At 70.6% G+C, this 16,471-nt stretch carries 16 protein-coding genes; 8 read left to right on the forward strand and 8 right to left on the reverse strand.

The features are described from left to right. The first annotated feature begins 204 nt into the window (after window positions 1-204). Complete coding sequence (locus ABH926_RS05680; protein ID WP_370364267.1) at window positions 205-2,043, forward strand: SpoIIE family protein phosphatase; 1,839 nt, start codon at window positions 205-207, stop codon at window positions 2,041-2,043. Window positions 2,044-2,045: 2 nt separating this feature from the next. On the opposite strand, the gene ABH926_RS05685 is transcribed toward ABH926_RS05680, so the two are convergent. Continuing rightward, complete coding sequence (locus ABH926_RS05685; RefSeq protein ID WP_370364268.1) at window positions 2,046-3,041, reverse strand: hypothetical protein; 996 nt, start codon at window positions 3,039-3,041, stop codon at window positions 2,046-2,048. A gap of 155 nt (window positions 3,042-3,196) precedes the next feature. Here ABH926_RS05685 and ABH926_RS05690 point away from each other — a divergent pair, with 155 nt between their 5' ends. Further along, window positions 3,197-4,213 carry a DMT family transporter gene (locus ABH926_RS05690; RefSeq protein ID WP_370364269.1) on the forward strand — a complete coding sequence of 339 codons (1,017 nt, stop codon included), beginning with the start codon at window positions 3,197-3,199 and terminating at the stop codon, window positions 4,211-4,213. 156 nt (window positions 4,214-4,369) lie between these two features. On the opposite strand, the gene ABH926_RS05695 is transcribed toward ABH926_RS05690, so the two are convergent. Beyond that, window positions 4,370-4,990, reverse strand: a complete 621-nt coding sequence (locus ABH926_RS05695; RefSeq protein WP_370364270.1) for a YbjN domain-containing protein — start codon at window positions 4,988-4,990, stop codon at window positions 4,370-4,372. Window positions 4,991-5,153: 163 nt separating this feature from the next. Next, entirely contained in the window at window positions 5,154-5,687 is a 534-nt protein-coding gene (locus tag ABH926_RS05700) for a MarR family winged helix-turn-helix transcriptional regulator (protein WP_370364271.1), read from the reverse strand. A gap of 132 nt (window positions 5,688-5,819) precedes the next feature. Here ABH926_RS05700 and ABH926_RS05705 point away from each other — a divergent pair, with 132 nt between their 5' ends. After that, the gene (locus ABH926_RS05705) at window positions 5,820-7,172 is read left to right on the forward strand and encodes an MFS transporter (protein WP_370364272.1); all 1,353 of its coding nucleotides are present in this window, start codon (window positions 5,820-5,822) and stop codon (window positions 7,170-7,172) included. Between the two features lie 332 nt (window positions 7,173-7,504). On the opposite strand, the gene ABH926_RS05710 is transcribed toward ABH926_RS05705, so the two are convergent. Beyond that, window positions 7,505-8,317 (reverse strand): hypothetical protein, encoded by an 813-nt coding sequence (locus ABH926_RS05710; protein WP_370364273.1) that lies wholly within the window; start codon window positions 8,315-8,317, stop codon window positions 7,505-7,507. After that, on the reverse strand, window positions 8,314-8,895 hold the full coding sequence (locus tag ABH926_RS05715) for a DUF4365 domain-containing protein (protein ID WP_370364274.1): 582 nt from the start codon (window positions 8,893-8,895) through the stop codon (window positions 8,314-8,316). The genes ABH926_RS05710 and ABH926_RS05715 overlap by 4 nt, the downstream gene beginning before the upstream one ends. 129 nt (window positions 8,896-9,024) lie before the next feature. Here ABH926_RS05715 and ABH926_RS05720 point away from each other — a divergent pair, with 129 nt between their 5' ends. Further along, window positions 9,025-9,984: a phosphodiester glycosidase family protein gene (locus ABH926_RS05720; RefSeq protein WP_370364570.1), complete on the forward strand. Its 960-nt coding sequence runs from the start codon at window positions 9,025-9,027 to the stop codon at window positions 9,982-9,984. Between the two features lie 113 nt (window positions 9,985-10,097). Here the strand turns inward: ABH926_RS05720 and ABH926_RS05725 are convergent, their stop codons facing one another. Together ABH926_RS05725 and ABH926_RS05730 are read right to left on the reverse strand one after the other, a co-directional pair. Beyond that, a complete protein-coding gene (locus ABH926_RS05725; RefSeq protein WP_370364275.1) occupies window positions 10,098-11,180 on the reverse strand; it encodes a winged helix DNA-binding domain-containing protein in 1,083 nt (360 codons plus the stop codon). An 84-nt stretch (window positions 11,181-11,264) separates the two neighbouring features. Continuing rightward, complete coding sequence (locus ABH926_RS05730; protein WP_370364276.1) at window positions 11,265-12,083, reverse strand: DNA alkylation repair protein; 819 nt, start codon at window positions 12,081-12,083, stop codon at window positions 11,265-11,267. A gap of 97 nt (window positions 12,084-12,180) precedes the next feature. On the opposite strand from ABH926_RS05730, the gene ABH926_RS05735 reads away from it, so the two are divergent. Both ABH926_RS05735 and ABH926_RS05740 read left to right on the forward strand, forming a co-directional pair. Then, the gene (locus ABH926_RS05735; RefSeq protein WP_370364277.1) at window positions 12,181-12,933 is read left to right on the forward strand and encodes a hypothetical protein; all 753 of its coding nucleotides are present in this window, start codon (window positions 12,181-12,183) and stop codon (window positions 12,931-12,933) included. 153 nt (window positions 12,934-13,086) lie between these two features. After that, window positions 13,087-13,827 (forward strand): class I SAM-dependent methyltransferase, encoded by a 741-nt coding sequence (locus ABH926_RS05740; protein ID WP_370364278.1) that lies wholly within the window; start codon window positions 13,087-13,089, stop codon window positions 13,825-13,827. Here the strand turns inward: ABH926_RS05740 and ABH926_RS05745 are convergent. Beyond that, entirely contained in the window at window positions 13,824-15,275 is a 1,452-nt protein-coding gene (locus ABH926_RS05745) for a hypothetical protein (protein WP_370364279.1), read from the reverse strand. The two genes, ABH926_RS05740 and ABH926_RS05745, sit on opposite strands and share 4 nt — an antisense overlap. 208 nt (window positions 15,276-15,483) lie before the next feature. On the opposite strand from ABH926_RS05745, the gene ABH926_RS05750 reads away from it, so the two are divergent. Both ABH926_RS05750 and ABH926_RS05755 read left to right on the forward strand, forming a co-directional pair. Beyond that, window positions 15,484-15,825 (forward strand): hypothetical protein, encoded by a 342-nt coding sequence (locus tag ABH926_RS05750; RefSeq protein WP_370364280.1) that lies wholly within the window; start codon window positions 15,484-15,486, stop codon window positions 15,823-15,825. A gap of 92 nt (window positions 15,826-15,917) precedes the next feature. Further along, a complete protein-coding gene (locus ABH926_RS05755) occupies window positions 15,918-16,361 on the forward strand; it encodes a MarR family winged helix-turn-helix transcriptional regulator (RefSeq protein ID WP_370364281.1) in 444 nt (147 codons plus the stop codon). Window positions 16,362-16,471: the final 110 nt, after the last annotated feature.

The raw sequence follows: 16,471 nt of genomic DNA on the forward strand, positions 1-16,471 counted from the left end.
GGACGAAGACTTCTGCGATTCGGCGCGTTCCCCTTAGGGAGACCTCCATACTCGACAGTGTCCACCCGGTGACGGAAGGTCAGCGATGGTCAGCGGCACGGCCGGGCGGGTATGGGGAAGAGTGGACGTGCGCGGAGCCGCTGTGGCGGACGGCGCACGGGTGGGCAGGCAGCGAGAGGGTGGGAGCACGTAGTGGATAGGACGGTGGCGGGACAAGCCGCCACTCCCTTTTCCGTAACACCCGGCGCCCCGGAAGCGGGCCTGGTTGGAGCGGGAGGTGAGAAGCGCACACCCCGGCACGCCGCACCGCCGCACGACTGGCACGACACCGCCGACTCGGTGCGCCTGCGACTGGCGCTGCTGAACCGGGCCAGCGAGGAGATCGGCACGACCCTGGACTTAGTGCGCACCGCCGAGGAACTGGTCGCGATCGCCATCCCGGACTTCGCCGACACCACGTGGGTGCTGTTGCAGGAGCGGGTCGCCACCCACCACGAGATCCCGGCGCCGTTCAAGGATGGCGGGGCGCGGGTGCGCCGGCTGGCCCTGGGGGTATCGGAGAAGGACCCGCTGCCGGTGGAGTTCTGGTTGTCCACACTGCCGATCGGGGAGACCGCGGTGTGCCCGCCGGCCTCGCCGTTCGCCCGGTGCATGGCCGAGCGGCGCTCGCTGTTCTTCCCGGTGGTCCCCGACGACCTGGCCGGGCGCACCGCCGAGGAGTTCGGGCGGCCGGACTTCTACCGGGCCATGGCCGGGCGCTCGCTGCTTCTCAGTCCTCTGATGGCGCGCGGCCGGGTGCTGGGGCTGCTGGCGTTCAACCGCGACCCGGCCGAGCGCGCCGAATTCTGCGGCCGGGACGTGGAGCTGGCGGACAACCTGGCGCGGCGCACGGCGCTGTGCATCGACAACGCGCGGCTGTACAACCTGGAGAAGTCGCAGGCGCTGACGCTCCAGAGCTCGCTGCTCCCCAAGCGCGTGCAGCCGCCGCCCGGCATGGAGGTGGCGCACCGCTACGTCCCCGGCAGCGACGTCGCGGAGGTCGGCGGCGACTGGTTCGACGTGATCCCGCTGACCGGCGGCCGGGTGGCGCTGGTGGTCGGGGACGTGATGGGGCACGGGATGCAGGCCGCCACGGTGATGGGCCAGCTGCGCACCGCGGTGCGGACACTGGCCCGCCTGGAGCTGCCGGTCACCGAGCTGATGGGGCACCTGGACGCCCTGCTGCCGGACATGGCGGACAGCTACCTGTTCGCCACGTGCATCATCGCGGTGCACGACCCGGAGGCGCGCACGTGCGAGATCGTGCGGGCCGGCCATGTACCGCCGGTGATCGTGGACCCGGACCCGTCGGTGAAGCCGCGGGTGGAGGACGTCCCGGCGAACCGGCCGCTGGGACTGGGATTCGTCTCGGACCCGTTCGAGTCCTGGACGCTGGACCTGCCGGAGGGCTCCCTGCTGGTGCTGTGCACGGACGGACTGGTGGAGTCGAAGAACCGCGACATCGGAGACGGATTACATCTGTTGCTGGAGAACCTGGGCGATCCCGAGGCGGGTCTGGAAGAGATCTGCGACACCCTGACCCGCACCCTGGTGCTGGAGGGCGACCGCGACGACCTGGCGCTGCTGGTGGCCCGGATCGGGCGCGCGCCGTCGCGCTCGGCGTCGTGGGAGCTGCCGGCGGAGTCGTACGCGGTGCGCGAGGCCCGGCACTTCGTACGGCAGCAGGCGGGATCGTGGGGGCTGCCGGAGGACACCGTGGACACGGCGGAGCTGCTGGTCAGCGAGCTGGCGACGAACGCGGTGCGGCACGCGGCCGGACCCGGGCCGATAGAGATCCGGCTGTCCTACGACGAGCGGCTGACGTGCGAGGTCGCCGACCAGGTCGGGGCGGAGCCGCGGCCGGCGGCGCTGCCGGACGACCTGGAGGAGAGCGGGCGCGGGTTGTTCCTGGTCAGTGAGCTGTCGGCGGATTGGGGGTCGCGGCGGACTTCGACGGGCAAGGTTGTGTGGTTCGCATTGGAGGGGTTGGGCGTGGCGGCTTAGCGCTACAGCCCGCACCTCGCGAACAGCGCCTCGGCCTGATCCTGGCTGAGTTCCCGCACGAGCTCCACCGAAGCCCGCAGCGCCTCGTGCACGACCCCGTACATGTTCGCCGGGTTCCAGTTGATCGACATCCCCTTGGGCTCGACCAGCAGGTACGGCAGGCCGTCCACCGTCGGCAGCTCGGACGGGGACGCCGAGCCGGGCATGATCAGCGCGCCCGGCAGGGTGAAGTTGAAGCGCAGGTGGTCGTGCATGTCCTGGTTCGCGTAGTCGTCCTCGGTGAGGTCGCGGTTGCGGGCGTAGCGGACCGCCGCCGGGTCGACGGGTTCGGCGTCGAGGTAGCCGGGGCCTGTGTGGCGCAGCAGTGCGTCCTGGAGCAGCGCGTAGCAGTGGTACAGGCGGTCGCGGACACCGATCATGCGGAACCGGAACGCGCGGCGGTTCTTCGTGTCCAGGACCAGCAGGTCCACGTCGTCGTGGAGGGTGAAGACCTCGCGCAGGAACCAGGGGACCAGGCCGGCGTCTTCGAGGTCGTCCAGGCGGGCCATCAGGTCGGGGCGGGCGTGCCAGCGCTTGCGGGTGCCGACCGAGCGGCACAGCATCGTCATGGTCGCCATGAAGGTCAGTTCGCCGGCGCCGGTGATCATGCGGTCGCCGCGGTTGCGGTCGTCGGCCAGGGCATCGAGCTGCTGGACGAACAGTTCCAGGGTCGCGTCGATGGCGGCTCCGGCGTCGGCGCCGCGTTCCACCAGCGTGCCGCACATCAGCGCCAGGACGGCGGTGTGGAACAGGTCGCCGCCCGGCATGAGGTTGCGCAGGGAGACGACGTTGGCCGTGAGTTCGGCGGGGTCCTGCGGCGCCATCAGCTCGGAGACCTCCACGCCGGCGTCCGGCGGCAGGTACAGGCCCTGGCCGTCGTCGATCGCCTCGATCTCCTGCGCGGTGGTCCGTCCCCGAACGAATTCGGCCAACGCTTCCAGCACTATGGATTCCCCCACCTTCGCATCCAGGTTCGAACGGCAACTGTACCAAGGTGCTGCTATGGCCTGGGGGCGAACGGCCGGGCGCGGGGATGGAGGCCCGGCGGCCGGCGGGCTCCGAGGTCGATCGAATATAAATCCGTCATTCGGCAAATTTATGAGAGACTGCCGGCGTGACCATCGAAGCACCCACCCCCGAATCGGCGCTCAGCGCGCGCCCGCCGGCCACCGACCGCAACACGCTGCCGCGCCGATCGGGACTGCTGGCGACCGCCGGCCTGCTGGCCACAACAGCGGTGTGGGGCTCGACCTTCCTGGTGGTGAAGGACGCCATCGCCGCGGTGCCGGTGCTGGACTTCCTCGGGCTGCGGTTCGCGGTGGCGTGCGCGGCGATGCTCGCGGTGCGGCCGCGGGCGCTGGCAGCGCTGGGGCGGGCCGGCTGGCGACACGGGGTGCTGCTCGGTCTGGTGCTGGCGGCCGGGTACGTGGCGCAGACGTTCGGGCTGCAGACCGCCTCGGCGTCGGTGTCGGGGTTCATCACCGGGCTGTTCGTGGTGTTCACGCCGCTGATCGGCGGGGTGGTGCTGCGGCGGCGGTTGCCGGGGGCGGTGTGGGTGGCGGTGGTGCTGGCGACGGTCGGGCTCGGGCTGATCTCGCTGCACGGGCTGTCGATGGGACGCGGGGAGCTGCTGACGGTCGTCGGCGCGTTCTTCTTCGCGGTGCACATCGTGGGCCTGGGCGAATGGTCTCACCGGCACGACGCGTACGCGCTGGCGGTGGTGCAGATCGGGACGGTCGCGGCGGTCTGCCTGCTGCTCGCGCCGGCCGCGCACGCGGGCCACCCCGGCATCACGCTGCCCCCGGACACCGCGGGCTGGGCCTCGATCGCGGTGACGGCGCTGCTCGGGACGGCGGCGGGCTTCTTCCTGCAGACCTGGTCGCAGGCCCGGATGCCGGCCACGCGGGCCGCGGTCGTGCTGACCATGGAACCGGTCTTCGCGGGAGTGGCCGGGGTGCTGGCCGGGGAGACGCTGGCGGTGCGCGGCTGGATCGGGGCGGCGATGGTGCTGGCGGCGATGTACGCGGTGGAGTTGGGTCCGCGCTGGGGGAAGAAGGCGAAGGAGCGGCCCGGGGTCGCGAACCAGGCGCCGGGGCCGTCGCCGGAACTCGCGGCCGCGCTCGAGCCCTGACCGGTACCTCAGCCGGTCAGCCCGGACACCGCCTCACCATCCCGGCGGCGTACTCAGCCCCGTCGCCATCCCCTGGTTCCGGCACGGCGGCCGACGCGGGAGCGTCAGCCGCCGTCACGCCGAGGACAAGCCGAGGACACGCTCGCGCGCCGCGGATCAGTCCTCGGACTCGTCCGAGTCGTCGGTCTTGCCGGAGTCGGTGCCCTTGCCGGTCCCCTTGTCCGTGCCCTTGTCGATGCCCTTGTCGGTGCCGTCGACGTCCTGGTCCTGGTCGCCCTGGCCGACCGAGTCCACCTCGACCTCGAGCCCGAGCCGCTCGGCCAGCCAGCCGTGGAAGCCGATCGAGGCCTGCACCCAGTTCATGACGCTGGAGACGAAGTAGTCGACGTTCACGCCCTGCGGCACGACCATCTGCGCCTCGCCGACGAGCCGCAGCACACCCTCCTCGTTGGTGTGGGTGTACACCTTCGGCCACAGCGAGTCCCGGTTCCACTCGTCGATGACGTCGAGCAGTTCCTGCTTCTCCTCCAGCGGGTACGCGCGCTCGTAGAAGGCGCGCACCGCGAAGAGCTCCTTGTTGTCCCCGCGGAACATCGCGTAGACGCGGAAGCCCGGCCAGGAGGCGACGATGTCGCCCTCCTCATCGGTGCCGTACTTGATCCCCACCTGCTCGAACAGGTCGCCGATCAGGTTCGCGTCCGGCTTGATGATCGGCGGCGGGCCCTGCGGCGGCTGCTGCGGGCCGAAGTTCGGGATGGCTCCCGGGTCGATGGTCATGCGTTGTCCTCAGCGGCAGATTCAGAAGTTGGCTCTTCCATCCTGTCATCACCCGGCCGCCAGGCTGTACTCCAGACGGCACGCGTCGGATGCGGCGCCACTGGAGCATTGTGGCCGAGACGGAGCCGGGATCGCCCGGATGTCGGCCGATGTTCACGCAAAGCTAGCCTTCGTCGCCGCCCTCGGCCCCCAGCCCCGACCCCGCGAACAGGTACTCCACCAGCTTCGCCAGCGCCGGCAGCGCCGCGGCCACCACCTCCTGCTCGGGCACCTCCAGCCGCTCCAGCGCGGCGCCGATGCGCCGCTGGTGCGCGGCCTGCCAGTCGGCGAGCTGGCGGCGGCCGGCCTCGGTGAGCTCCACCACCGCCACCCGGCGATCGTCCGCGTGCGTCCCGCGCACCACCAGGCCGGCGGTCATCAGCTGGCCGATCAGGCCGCTGACCGTTGAGGTGGACAGGCGCTGGCGCGCGGCCAGATCGCCCACGCGGGCCGGGGAGCGGTCGCTGAGCGCCTGCATCAGCTCGATCTGCGCCATCGGCAGCGCCTCCCACGGGTACTCCGTGCGGATCGAGGTGCGCAGCGCGCGCCGCAGCCGCGTCACCACGTCGGTGAGCTGCTGAGCGGTCGCGTCGGACGGCGCGGACGGTGCTGACGGCTCGGGCGTGGCGGGCGTCGCGGGGGTCTCCTGCGTAGGCATGTCCAGACCTTAGAAGACCGGGGCCCGGTTACGCCCGCCCCTCCGCGGGGTTGAGACACAGTGTCGGCGTTCCGAATATTTCGGTGTCCGAAACTTTCGGAGTACGCTGCAGATGTGCTGGATCCAAAAGCTGTGAACGTCCTCCTTCGTGAGCGACCCCGCCCGGACCGCATACGCAACCACCCCTCGGCGTGGCGCCTGGCCGTCCTGACGGTCTGCTTCGGCGCCTTCATGGGCCAGCTCGACGCCTCGATCACCACCCTGGCCTACCCGGCCCTGCGCACTGAGTTCAGCGCCTCCCTGGGCGCGGTCTCCTGGGTCTCCCTGTCATACCTGCTGACGCTCACCGTCCTGCTGGTCCCGACCGGACGCCTGTCGGACGCCCTGGGTCGCAAGCTCTTCTACGTCTACGGCTTCGCCGTCTTCACCGCCGCCTCCGCGGCCTGCGCGCTGGCCCCCAGCCTGGACACCCTCATCGCCTTCCGCGTGGTCCAGGCCCTGGGCGCGGCGATGCTCCAGGCCAACAGCATCGCGCTGATCTCCAACGCGGCCCCGCGCGAGAAGCTGCGCCAGGCGCTGGGCGTCCAGGCCGCGGCGCAGGCGCTCGGGCTGGGCCTGGGCCCGGCGGTCGGCGGCCTGCTGGTGGACACCCTGGGCTGGCGCTGGGTGTTCGGGGTGAACGTCCCGGTCGGCGTGGTGGCCCTGATCGGCGGCGTGTTCCTGCTCCCGCGCACCCGGGAGCGCACCCCGGGGCTGCGGCTGGACCTGGCCCCGTTGCGGCAGCGCGCCGTGCGCCGGGGCCTGCTCGGCGCGGCCGGCGGCTACCTGGTCCTGTTCGGGCCGCTGGTGCTGGTGCCGGTGATCATGGCGGCCCGCGGCAGCAGCGCGCTGTCCTCCGGGCTGGTGCTGACCACGCTGCCGGTCGGCTTCGCGATCGGCGCGTCGTTCCTGAAGTGCCGCGCCGGGATCGGGCTGGGTCTGGCGGTCGCCGCCCTGGCCGGGCTGCTCGTGCTCCCCTTCGAACCGGTGGTGCTGGTGCCCCTGCTTGGCGTTCTGGGCCTGGGCCTGGGCACCTACGCACCGGCGAACAACGCCCAGGTGATGGCGGCGGTCCCGCAGAAGTCCTCCGGTGTCGTCAGCGGGTTGCTGAACACCGCGCGCAGCCTCGGCACGTCCGGTGGCGTGTACGTGGTGACGTCCGCCATCGCGCTGGCCAACCACAGCAGCGGACGCGGGTCGCGCTATGCGTTCGCGGGCCTATTGGTGGTCTGTCTGCTCACCCTCGCCGTGTCGGTACGTCCGAGCCCGCACCCGGTCGCGGACGAACTCGTCGACGAGCCGCCAGCCCCACTCGGCCCGCAGGTCGGGCCGCTTGTGCGGGGTGACGATCAGAAGCGCGTCGGAAACCTGCGCCAGCTGCCACGCCAGCAGCGGCAGCCGGGAGGCGTCGGCCAGGTGGAGCGCGAAGCTGCACACAGTCAGTGAGTAGTGGCGGCCGGCTAAAGCGCCGGCGGCCACATCCTCGAAGCTCAACTCTTCTGCGGGGATCCCCATAGCGGCGCTGTACGCGGCGGCCGTATAGGGATCCACCCCGTCGATGTCCTTAGCGCCCAGTGCCAGTACCGCGCGCGTCGCCTCACCGCTGCCGCATGCCAGGTCCAGCACGTGATGAAGCTCTAAAGAGTTCCGCTCCACGCTCTCGCGGATGACGGCGCGTACCGCGTCCTCATGAGGGTTGCGGTACTCAGCGCCGAACCGCTTGTAGTACTCCTCCGCCCCGAACTCTTCGTAGGCACCGCGGATGGAGGACATACAGATCACGATAAGTCGCGCAGCTCCTTGGCCGCTCGCGCTACCTCCCCAAGCACGTGCGGAGTGAACTCGAAGACCGCCTGGTCGCCCTTGAACGGCACGTCCGGCGACCAGGTGAAGCGCAGCTCATAGCCGGACCGTTTTCGTCCCCCCATGCGCGCCAGCGCCGCGCAGACCTCTTTGGCGAGCGTCGGCCGGGTCGCCCTATAGCCGTTCACTATGGGGAAGTACGCCTGGGACTCGTGATCCCCTATGGCGGCCCGGAAGGCGCCCAGCACGCCTTCGTACATCGTCCGTGTCACCTTGCGCTCCACCGGCTCCCCGATGTCCGGGGTGAGGACGGTGCGCACCGTGAGCACCGGCACGCCGGTCCGCGAGGACCCCACCTCGGCCCCGCGCACGAAGTCCCAGGCGTGCTTGGCGTCCACCGCCCGCGCCGCCGCCAGCGCCAGATCTCGCAGGCCGGTCATCGCCGGCGCCAGGTCCGCCAGGGAGAACTCGGTGAGGCGCACGTACATCACGTCCGCCCACCGCAGGTCCAGGTCGCCGAGCACCGAGTCCGCGTTGCGCTGCTCGGCGTTCGCGACGGTCTCCAACAGGTCGGTCATGCGCAGCGGGTAGTCGCGCAGCCGCTGGTCCAGCGGCACCAGCACCTCGTACGGGTGCGGGTTCGCGACCCCCGGCGGCGGGTCGAGCTCCCAGATCTGGCCGCGCCCGTAGTCGCGGCCCCGGCGCCAGCCCGTCGCTGCCAAATAGCGGAGTACGTCATCCGGCCGGAGCCTTGCGGCCCGGCCGGTTGCGGAAGTCTGGGCGGTCATTGCGCGAGCATCTCCCGGAACTCGTCGCCGAACAGCCCGTGGAGGGCCCTGATATCTAGCAGATTGGCACGGGGGACGCGCACTGTATACGTACTTGACCTGTTTCTTCCGGGCAACGGGAGCGCGTCGTGGAAACACGCCCAATACGCGGCGTGCCGCAGGATTAGACGGTCCGCGGTGATGTCGGTCCACGACGCGGAGGAGCGCGGGACCACCACCAGGAACAGGAACCGGGGCACCAGGTAGTCGCGTCCGGCGAGCCAGTTGAAGTTCTTCACCTCCAGCGGGTAGCGCCAGGCGACGTCGTTTCCGCGCGGGTCGGACCAGGACTTCACCTGAGCGTCTATGAGGGGGAACCCGCGGCGGCCGTTCGCCGCCGGGTAGCGCAGCGTCCAGTCCACTCCGACCCGGTCGCGGTCGGAGCGCAGGGCGTCGAGATTGGCCGCGGCGGCCAGGGCTCTGATGAAGGTCTCACCGAAGTCGCCCTGGTGTCCGGAATCGCCGAGGGTCAGGGGGCGTCCGGCACCCCCGGTCTTGTTCTCGTTGGCCTGGAACCCTTGATCGATCGTCCCCGTCATGGTTTCCCTTATACGCACTCTCATCGGGGTTGTCGGGTCCTGATACAAGAGTAACCTGGACTAACCGTCATCGATAGGTCACTTAGCGTTGACTGCGGGTGAACATCTAAGGTGATCCCCGTGATCAGCATGTTCGGGAAAAGCCTAAGTGTCGTCGTCGCGGTCGCGATGGCGGTCGCCGGGTGTTCCTCATCGAACGGTTCGGGCCCTGCGACCGGAACGTCGCCGACGGGCAAAGGGTTCGGCGCCGCGGCCGGGACTTCCTCGAGTCCGACGTCTTCGAGTGCTTCGACTTCGAGTGCTTCGTCTTCGAGCCCTTCGTCCCCGGCCGCGCCGTCGTCGTCGACGGCCTCCGCGTCCACGCTGCCGTGGCGTCCGAGTTCCTCAGGAGTCGAACTGACCGGGGACGACTCCGCGTTCGCCGCGCGGTTCGACCCGGCGGTGGTGCGCTTCGTGCTGCACGCCGGCTCGCAGGTCCCCGGCGGCTCGGGGTGGCCCGGCGGCGACGCCGCGGACCCGAGCGGGCTGGTCGCCGGGTGGAACGGTGGGTTCCTCATGGGCAACAACGCTTCCTGGGGCGGTTTCTACCTCGGGGGGAAGACCATGTACGGACCTCTGCGGACCGGGACCGCCTCCGAGGTCTTCTACGAGAACGGGACCATGGACGTCCAGGCGTGGCCCGGCGGTCTGCCGGGTGCCGACATCCTCGGCGTCCGGCAGAACCTGGCTCTGCTGATCAGCGACGGAAGGCTCGCGGCGAACCTCGCCGACGGGACGGCGGCGGACGAACGGACCTGGGGCTTCACCAACAACTCGGCGGACGAGCACGGCAACCGTTCGGGGATCGGGGTGACGGCGGACGGGAAGGTGGTCTACGCGGCGGTGCACGCGGCGTCCCCGCTGCAACTCGCGCAGTACCTCCAGCGGGCCGGCGCGGTGCGCGCCATGGAGTTGGACATCAACTTCACGCGTCCGATCTTCGGGACGTACGGGCAGGGACGCTGGACCAAACCGGCTCCGTGGCTGGGGCCGGCCGAACGCTTCACGTCCGGGAACGAACGGGATTTCGTTGTCGTCTACGCGCGCTGAGTCCTGCCTCGCGGCTGGTTCTGCGTCGCGCTGAGTCCTGCATGACAAAGTCCGCCAGGTGGCAGATGCCCGGTGAAGTGCAGGATTACTCCTCTTGAGGGATGTCGGAGTGGTCAGAACGCTGCGGCGGCGGCCAGTTCCGCCTGCCAGGCTTCCGCGCCGGCGGCCGGCAGGTCCTGGAACGGCTCCAGCCGACCCGCTTTCCACGTCCCGACGACCCGGCCGGCGTCCAGCATGGTCTGCGCGATCATGCCGCCGCCGGCGTTGACGCGCTTGGCGAAGGCCGGGTCCAGAATCAGCTCGCGCGAGCGGTGGCCCAGCAGGTAGGGATCGAAGCGGGCCAGCAGGCGGTGCGGACACTGCGGCGGCGCGGGCTCGATACCGTGCGGCATGAGCAGGCGACGGCCGTCATAGGCGACTTCAGCCAGGGAGTCCCGGACGAGGTCCACGGCCGCGTTGGAATCAGCGCCGGACAGGCCCGACCACGCGGCGAAATCGGTGACGGTCGCCGGGCCGTAAGCGGCGAAGTAGCGGGCCGCCAGCCGGGTCAGGCCGCTCTCGCGGTCCGGTGGCGCGGCGGTGGCGGAGCCCAGCCAGCCATCGAGCAGCACGTAGGTGGGCTCGTCCCGGGCGCCATCGGGTCCGCGGCAGATCAGTCCGCTGTTCGCGGCGAAGGCGAGCAGATGCGGCGGCTGCTGGCTCTTGAGGTCGATGACGACATCGTGGCCGGCCAGCTCGGCGACGATCTCGGCGCGCGTCAGCGCCCTGCCGCCGGCGAGGATCTCCGCAAGCGCGTCCATCGCCCGGGCGCACAGCGCCTCGGTGAGCCCGAGCTGCTCGCGCCTGCGCCGATCCGCGCGCAGGTTCACCGGCCCGAGCACCGCCAGGAACGCCCGGAGGTCGTCGACGGCGACCAGATGGATCGTGCCGCGCATGAGCCAGGTGCGGACGACCGCGGCCTCGGCGACGGCCGCGTCGACATCGGCAGCGCGCAGCCCGCGGGAGCGCGACCAGATCTGGAGCCGGGCCGGACCCGCGGCCTGCGCCTGGACCGCGGCGGCGGTGCGGACGGCGTCGGGCACCGTGCGGGCGGCCGATCCGGCCGATCCGGTCGATCCGGTCTCTCCGGCCGATCCGGCCAAGCCCTGCGCGCGCACCCGCAGCCACCGCACCTCGTCCGCGCTCAAGCTCCGCATGGCCCGAACCTACGCTGCCGCACCCACGACTGCGGGCAGGCGGCGTGAAGCGGCACCGGGAAGCCCACGCACCTCAAGCCCCGCTCAAGCCCCGCTCAAAGCCGCCGCGCGCGCCCCCGCCCCGCCGGCCGCCTTGCTCGCCCGCCCTCCCCCGGCCGCCTTGTACTCCGCCGTCAGCCGCACCGAGGCGTCCTCGGGCAGGCGGCGCACCGCCTCGCGGAACGTCACCCCCGACAGCCGGTCCAGGCGCGTGGTGACCCAGGCCGCGACCCAGGTCGGGTCCTTGTGCGCGATCTCGCGCAGCACCCAGCCGATCGCCTTGCGGATGAAGAACTCGCGCTCCTCGACCATCGGGTCGGCGTAGCGGGTGAAGCGGACCAGGTCCGGCTTGCCCTCGCGGATGGCCGGGATCAGGGCGAGCAGGGAGGCGCGGCGCAGCCAGAAGTCGCCGTCGCCGGCCCACAGGTCCAGGGTGCGGGAGGTCCCTTCCCGGTCGCGCAGGACGACCTTGCCCGCGACGTCGCCGGACAGCGGGTCCACCAGCGACCACATCGGTGCGTCGCGGAGCATGAGCGTCACGTCCTGCAGGTCCGCCGGGGTCAGCAGCCGGACGCCCTGCGCCAGCACGAAGACCGCCGCGAGCCGGCGCTCGTAGATGTCGGTGTCCCACAGCGCCGCCGCCAGGCCGGTCACGTCGTCGTGGGTCGCGCGCCGGCCGCCGATCTCCTTGTACATGCCCTTCACCAGCTTGCGGAGGTCCGGGACCGGGACGCCCATGTGCGCGAACTCGCTCTTGTGGTACTGCTGGTCGTAGGTCGCGCGGGCCGCGGTGCCCTGGCCGTCCAGGTCACGGTCGAACCCGGACACGAGGGTGGGGATCGGGGTGGTCGTCGCATCTGTCACGCGGTGAGCCTAACGATCGGGAACCACCATCCGGAGGCATCCACTGCGCCGTTCGGGCAGGATGGACGATCAGTGTTCACCGTCAGGAGGGACGACCATGCGGATCAGGACGCTGCTCGGAGCGGCCACGGCGGCCACCGCGGCGCTCGCGGTGCTGGCCGGCTGCGGCACCTCGAACGGGTCCTCCGCGGCCAAGGCTGAGGCCGCCGCCACCACCGCGGCCTCCAACACGGCTCCGGCGACACCCACGAGCCCCGCGACGCCCGCGACCACCGCCGGCACCCCGGCGCCCTCCGGCGCGCCGTCCACCTCCAGCGCCCGCCTGGCCCCGGCGCTGATCCAGCTGTCGGACCTCCCGGCGGGCTTCCGTTCCGAGGGCCTGACCCAGCGCAACCTTCCCTCGCTGATCAAGGGCTGCGCCGGCCTGGAGGTGCTTCAGCAGGCGAACATCGGCGACCAGGCCCAGGCCGAGTGGACCAAGGGCGCCCTGGACGACTACGTGGACGAGGCCGTCATCCAGCCGCAGGGCGAGACCGCCGCGAGCCTGGTCCAGAAGGCCGCGAGCGCGCTGAACTCCTGCGGCTCGGTGAAGGTCACCGAGGAGGGCCTGTCCGTCACCCTGACCGCGACCCCGTTGAACCTGCCTCAGGTCGGCACCGCCTCGCACGCCTGGCACACGTCGGCGAAGTTCGGCATCGCCTCGATGGAGATGAACGTCGTGCTGATGCAGCAGGACGACCTGGTGGTGCTGATCGCGCAGACCCGCGTCGACGGCCACTCCAACGACGCGCTGACGCTGTCGGCGTCGCAGGCCGCGGCCAAGCGCGCGGCGGAGTTCCAGAAGCACTAGTGAGCTGGGCGTTCAGGAGCACCTGCGAGGAGAACCAGCCGGCGTTATCCTCGCCTCAGCGGGTTTGCCGAGTCCGCACGGAGACCCACCTGAGGACCAGTGGACATGCCAGACCCGCCGAGGTAGGACAACGTGCCCCTTCGCCCTGATCAAGTGGCTGATCACTACGATCGGATCGCCGAGAATTTCAACACCAACTGGGCGTCCGATCCCGACCTCGTCTCGTGGATGAACCGGACCATCAGCGCACGCCTGCTCCCCCTGCGAGCCGGCGACAGGGCCGCGGACATCGGATGCGGGACAGGCCTGTATGCGGGGGTCTTGGCTGCGGACGGCCACACCGTCGTGTGCGTCGATCCCTCTGCGAGAATGTTGGCCCGCCTCCCCTCAGAGCCGGAATTCGTGCCAGTCCGCGCATCGCTCGAGGAACTCAACCAAGGCTCCGTGACTCTTCCGTTCGGCGGACGTTACGATGCGATACTCGCGAAAGATGTCATCCATCACACGCAAGACTGGCGGGCATCCCTCCGCACCCTGACGAACAGCCTCTCGGCCAGAGGGAAGCTTCTGGTCGTGACTCCTCCGACAAGTCCGAAAATCCCGCTATTCGATAAAGCGTTGCAGCGCTACAAGGAGTTCCCTGATCCGGCTGACATGGCTGCCTTCCTGGCCGGGCTCGGAATGAACGTGCAGGTCACAGCGGAGGGCTTCAGGAGGAGCCTGGCCAAGAAGACCTGGTTGGCCATGGTCGCAGACCGTTACATTTCCGTCCTCTCAGAATTCGATGATGAGGCGTTAAGCGACGGACTCGCTGAAATTGACGCGCGTTACGGTGAGCAATTCCTGGAATTCGATCACCGGCTGTTCTTCATTCTCGCTTCCCCCACTCACTAATGGCCGCTCTCCTGCGGACCCTTTGGATCGGCTCCGGATGGTCCGCAGGTGAGTACCGGCAGGAGTTCGCCTCCTGCTGAGACGTTGATGACCGGATCCGTCGAGATGCGGGACAGGAAGCCGGCGACGCGGTCTCCCAGCAGCATGGGGTCAGTGCCCATAATCCGGCGCCGGAATACCAAGCGGCCTTCGATGAGGTAGGGGGTCGCCTCCTCCAGCGGCAGGACTCGCTCCTGCAGAACGTGCGCCGTGGTGAGCGCTTGCGCGAGAGCGGTGTCCCAGGAGTCGGGTGGGGTCTGCCAGCCGCACACCACTCCGTGCCCGGCGTACTCGTTGTCGGGCTTGAGGACCAGTCGCTCCCGTTGGAGGCGGGCGAAGTGCAGGAGGTCAACCTCCTCGCCCTGATAGGTCGTGCGCCCCGCGCGCAGCGGGCGGGTCCATGGCACATGGCGCCGTGCGGCCTCGGCTTCGTCCGGGGGAAGCCAGTCAAGGACGCGTTCGTCGCTCATCAGTCCGAAGAGGGACTTGCGCTGGGCGAGCTCGGCGGCGAGTGGGTTGACCACCGCGCAGGCTCCCGTGGCCGCCGCCCGGATCAGGGGGTGCTGCAGCACGTCGGGCCCCAGCCTGCGGTGCAGGTCGGTAACGAGAGCACGCCGGTAGGCCAGGGTGATGAGGCGCAGTTCCCCCTGGGCCGTGCGGCCGGAGAGCCGCCCGTTAGCGAAGGACAACGCTTCGGGCGTGCAGACGAACGCGGGGACACCCCGTTCCTCGAAAGCCGCGCACAGCAGGTCGAATTCGCCGAGCCAGGCGCCTTCCGGCCAGTCGACCACGGCCACACTCACCGAACCGCCGGGCTGGCCGGCGGCGTGCCAGGCGTCGAGCAGAAGCGTCACGACGGCATCCAGCGTGGGAGCGGGCCGCAGCTCCATGTGCTTGGCCAGCCCCCTCATGGCGGCAGTGGTGGAGTAGACGGCCGCGAGCTGCTGCTGGGTCATCATGCAGGCGGCGCTGTCGGCGTTGTACTCCACGAACCGCAGCCCCCGTCCGGCCCCGAACCCGTCCAGCCGTCCGAGCAGGCTTGCTTCCCCGCCTGGGAAAGGCAGCCGGACAAGGGCCTTCTGCGTAGGGTCGAGCATGATGCTGTCGCTGACGGCCGCGGGCAGCCCGCTGTCAGGGTTCAGCAGCTGTGCGGCCAGCCGGCGTGCGGCCCGTGCGACAAGAGTGGCCGCCTCGGCCACACAGGCGTGCTCGGCCTCGGTGACCAGCCGCGGGCGCAGCGCACCCGCCAGCGGACGATCCCCGTACGTGAGCCCCGACTCCCGCTGCCGTGTGACCAGTTCGTCATGGGTTGCCGCCGCGACGCCCGGCTCCGCGAGGAGCTCATGGCACCGGGCCACCGGGCCTTCGGGCAGATGGGTCTCGTCCAGCACATTCCATGTCAGCGTCATGCCGCTCCCCGGCTCGGATACCCCGTAGGCCCTTCCCACCACGCCACCTCGACACACGGCTCGCCGACCGTTCGGGGCTCGTCCCTGCTTCTTGCGGGCTCCTGCCTGGCGGTCGCGGTTCCAGATGGCGATGAAGTCGCCCGCATCGCTGCGGGCGCCGGCCGGCTCACCTCCGCCACCCTCTGGCGCCACGGCCTACGATCAAGACATGCCCTCCAAGCCAGAACCCAAGAAGCGGCCGCTTCACCTGAGCGGCGAGCCCCCGGCGGCGGTGCCGATCGACACCGAGTCGTTCTTCGGGCTGGACACCATAGAGGACCCGCTGCAGCTGCTCTCGCGCAGCACCGAGCTCGCCGACGCCTTCCGCGCCTCGGCCAGCCGCGCCGAGCACTACCAGGCGGTGGCGGCGGCCCGGCTCACCGATCCCCGGCGCTTCGACCGGATGCCGGTGGCGGACCTGGCGCTGCTGACCGGGTGGACCGAGGAGTACGCGGCGAAGATGGCCGAGTTCGGCCGCACGCTGCTGGCCAAGGGCGCGCCCTGGGAGTGAGCCGGCGCGGCGCGGCGGGCACGGACCGGCGCCGCCGGCTGTGAGCCAGATTACATAGGCAAACTATATAGGTGGGCGATACAATCATGGGCGTGGACCAGACCCCGGCCGCGGTGGGCGAACTGTTCGAGACCGTCACGGTGCTGATGATGCGGCACGTGCCGGCCCCCGACGGGCTCAGCCTCACCGCCGCCGCCACTCTCGGCTCCCTCCAACGGCGCGGGCCGCAGCGCATCACCGCGCTGGCCGCCGCCCAGGGCGTGACCCAGCCGTCGATGACGCAGCTGCTGCGCCGCCTGGAGGACGCCGGCCTGGTGGACCGGGTCGCCGATCCCACCGACGGCCGCGTGGTGCTCGTGGAGCTCACCCCCGCCGGGGACCAGACGCTGCGCGACAGGTGGGCCACGCGCCTCGGGCACCTGGACAAGGTGCTCCAGACGCTCACCCCCGAGGAGCGGGCGACGCTGCAACGCGCCGCCGAGGAAGCCCTACCGGTGGCGCAGAAGCTGGTCCACACCCTCGCCGCACGCTACTGAGGTCCGCACACTCTTCTGAGGCCTGCAGGACTTCCCTACGCGCGAGCGGGACCGTAGTCCGATCGCGTGGAAGGAAGAACCTTGTCATCCACCCTGCGCTCCGACGCCTC

This window comes from Catenulispora sp. GP43 (assembly GCF_041260665.1).
Lineage (GTDB): Bacteria > Actinomycetota > Actinomycetes > Streptomycetales > Catenulisporaceae > Catenulispora.

What these genes read in the sequence shown, in the direction of transcription:
- ABH926_RS05695 (WP_370364270.1), bottom strand. Translation starts at nt 4,990, where the DNA reads ATGACCATCGACCCGGGAGCCATCCCGAACTTCGGCCCGCAGCAGCCG.
- ABH926_RS05700 (WP_370364271.1), bottom strand. Translation starts at nt 5,687, where the DNA reads ATGCCTACGCAGGAGACCCCCGCGACGCCCGCCACGCCCGAGCCGTCA.
- ABH926_RS05710 (WP_370364273.1), bottom strand. Translation starts at nt 8,317, where the DNA reads ATGACCGCCCAGACTTCCGCAACCGGCCGGGCCGCAAGGCTCCGGCCG.
- ABH926_RS05715 (WP_370364274.1), bottom strand. Translation starts at nt 8,895, where the DNA reads ATGACGGGGACGATCGATCAAGGGTTCCAGGCCAACGAGAACAAGACC.
- ABH926_RS05720 (WP_370364570.1), top strand. Translation starts at nt 9,025, where the DNA reads ATGTTCGGGAAAAGCCTAAGTGTCGTCGTCGCGGTCGCGATGGCGGTC.
- ABH926_RS05725 (WP_370364275.1), bottom strand. Translation starts at nt 11,180, where the DNA reads ATGCGGAGCTTGAGCGCGGACGAGGTGCGGTGGCTGCGGGTGCGCGCG.
- ABH926_RS05735 (WP_370364277.1), top strand. Translation starts at nt 12,181, where the DNA reads ATGCGGATCAGGACGCTGCTCGGAGCGGCCACGGCGGCCACCGCGGCG.
- ABH926_RS05745 (WP_370364279.1), bottom strand. Translation starts at nt 15,275, where the DNA reads ATGACGCTGACATGGAATGTGCTGGACGAGACCCATCTGCCCGAAGGC.
- ABH926_RS05750 (WP_370364280.1), top strand. Translation starts at nt 15,484, where the DNA reads ATGCCCTCCAAGCCAGAACCCAAGAAGCGGCCGCTTCACCTGAGCGGC.